We start from the raw sequence: 2174 nt of genomic DNA on the forward strand, positions 1-2174 counted from the left end.
CGTGCCGCCGCCGGCGTCGTCCGTGCCGCGGAAGCGGGTGGGGGCGCACTCGCCGTGCAGCCGGAACACGGCGCGGCCGAGCGGTCCGCGCGTGCCGTGGTCCCGGACGAGGACCGTGCCGCCGCCGTACCCGCCGCGCGGGCCCACCCCCAAACTCCCCGTGCGCCGGCGGACGGTCCTCTCCGTGGGCAGGGCGAGCCGCCCGGTCCCTCCCGTGCGTCGGGGTGCCCGGTCAGAACTCCTCGTGCGCCTCCGGGTCCCCGCCGATCCGCCGGTGCGCGCGGTCGGCGATGGTCCGCATCTGGGCGGCGTCCAGTTCGAAGCCGAAGACGTCGAGGTTCGCGCGCTGCCGCCCAGGGTCGGACGACTTGGGGACGGGGAGCGCGCCCAGCTGGACGTGCCAGCGCAGTACCGCCTGGGCCGGGGTGACCCCGTGCGCCTCGGCGACGGCGGCCACGGCCAGGTCGTCCAGGAGCGTCGAGCCACGGCCGAGCGGGCTCCAGCTCTCGGTCAGCACGCCCTTGTCGGCGTGGTACGCGCGCAGTTCCTCCTGCGGGAAGAAGGGGTGCAGTTCGACCTGGTTGACCGAGGGCAGCACCCCGGTCTCCTTCTCCAGCCGCTCGATGTGGGCGGGCGTGAAGTTGGAGACGCCGATGGACCGGACGAGCCCGTCCTGGCGCAGCTTGACCATGGCCTTCCAGGAGTCGACGTACTTGTCGACGCGGGGGAGCGGCCAGTGGATCAGGTAGAGGTCGACGTACTCCAGGCCGAGCCGGGCGCGGGACTCCTCGAAGGAGGCGAGGGTCTCCTCGTAGCCGTGGTGCCGGCCCGGGAGCTTCGTCGTCACGACGACCTCCTCGCGCGGGACGCCGGCCCGGGCCACGGCACGGCCGACACCGGTCTCGTTGCGGTAGTTGGCCGCCGTGTCGACGAGGCGGTAGCCCATCCGCAGGGCCTCGGCCACCGCCCGCTCCGCCTCGGCGTCGTCCATCGGCCAGGTGCCCAGGCCCAGGGCGGGGATCGTGGTGCCGTCGTTGAGGGTGTGGTTCGGGATGCTGCTCACCAGGGTGCCTTCCCGTTGACAGTGTCGTCCTCCCAGCGTCGGGGACGAGGGGGCCGATGATCAACCGGAGGGCCGGGGAGACCGGTGCGGACGACGTGGACGGCCGGTCCTCGCGGGTACCGCCCCCGGCCGCCGGTGGCTCACCCGAGGGGGATGGTCACCTCGTCCTCGACCGGCGGGGAGACCTCCTGCGCGCGGTGGCCGGTGGCCGCGTGACAGCGCAGCCGGATCGCCTCCGGGCTCACGTCCAGCCGCAGGAAGCACTTGAAGAACGGCGGGCTGTAGGTGGCCGAACCCGGTGAGAACAGCGACGCGTAGGCCTTGCGCACGGGCAGCCGCAGCCGCTTGCCCCGGTCGGGCCGGCGGCCGGTGCCGAGCAGCCCGGCGACCAGGCGCGTCCGACGGGTGACCCGGGCCGGCGCGCCGGGCGCACGGGTGGGTCCGATGCCGAGGCGTTCGGCGATCACGGCCATCGCCTCGGCGTCGGTGAGGGTGAAGAAGCGGCGCAGCCGCAGCCGGCGCCCGTAGAGCCCGCTGTAGAAGGCGAGGGAGTCGCCGCGCAGCGGATAGCAGCGGAAGTCCCGCTCGGTGACACCGGCGACGTCCACCCGGGGGATGGTGTGGGTGGCGTGCGTGAACGCCCCGCCGCCGCCCGCCACCACGTACTGCAGGGTGCGGCCGTCGTCCAGCCGTACCGGGTAGCGCTGGTAGTTGTGGATGTCGCCGCCTATCGCGGCCACGTAGTGGTGGCCGGGGTCGCGGACGATGTCGTCGACGGTGCCGCCGCCCTCGATCGGGCACGGGTGGTGCTCGCCGTCCACGTACAGGGGCGAGCCCGTGACGAGGATCTTCGGGCGTGGGCCGCGGGAGACCTCGCGCAGCCACGCGCCCTGCTCGGCGTCGACCGTGCCCAGCAGCCCCGTGTCGATGCCGACGATCCGCACCGGCCCGGCGTCGATCGCCCAGTACGGTCCCGGCTGCACCGCCCGCTGGGCGGGCGCGGACCGCATCGTGCGCGCCTCCTCCAGGCGCCCGCCGTCCCCGGCGCGCGGCCGGTGCCACAGCAGGGAGCGCAGCCAGGCGCGGGTGAGCGGGCGCGGCCGGGGACCGG

1 protein-coding gene and 1 pseudogene are annotated in these 2174 nt (G+C 74.9%); both read right to left on the minus strand.

The window, feature by feature from the left end; translation table 11 throughout:
• Positions 1 to 232: 232 nt before the first annotated feature.
• The gene (locus tag B7767_RS29500; protein ID WP_085574823.1) at positions 233 to 1063 is read right to left on the minus strand and encodes an aldo/keto reductase; all 831 of its coding nucleotides are present in this window, start codon (positions 1061 to 1063) and stop codon (positions 233 to 235) included.
• Positions 1064 to 1203: 140 nt separating this feature from the next.
• A pseudogene (locus tag B7767_RS29505) lies at positions 1204 to 2174 on the minus strand (metallophosphoesterase); the annotation flags it as partial.

Origin of the sequence: Streptomyces sp. 13-12-16 (genome assembly GCF_002114215.1) — a bacterium.
Lineage (GTDB): Bacteria > Actinomycetota > Actinomycetes > Streptomycetales > Streptomycetaceae > Streptomyces.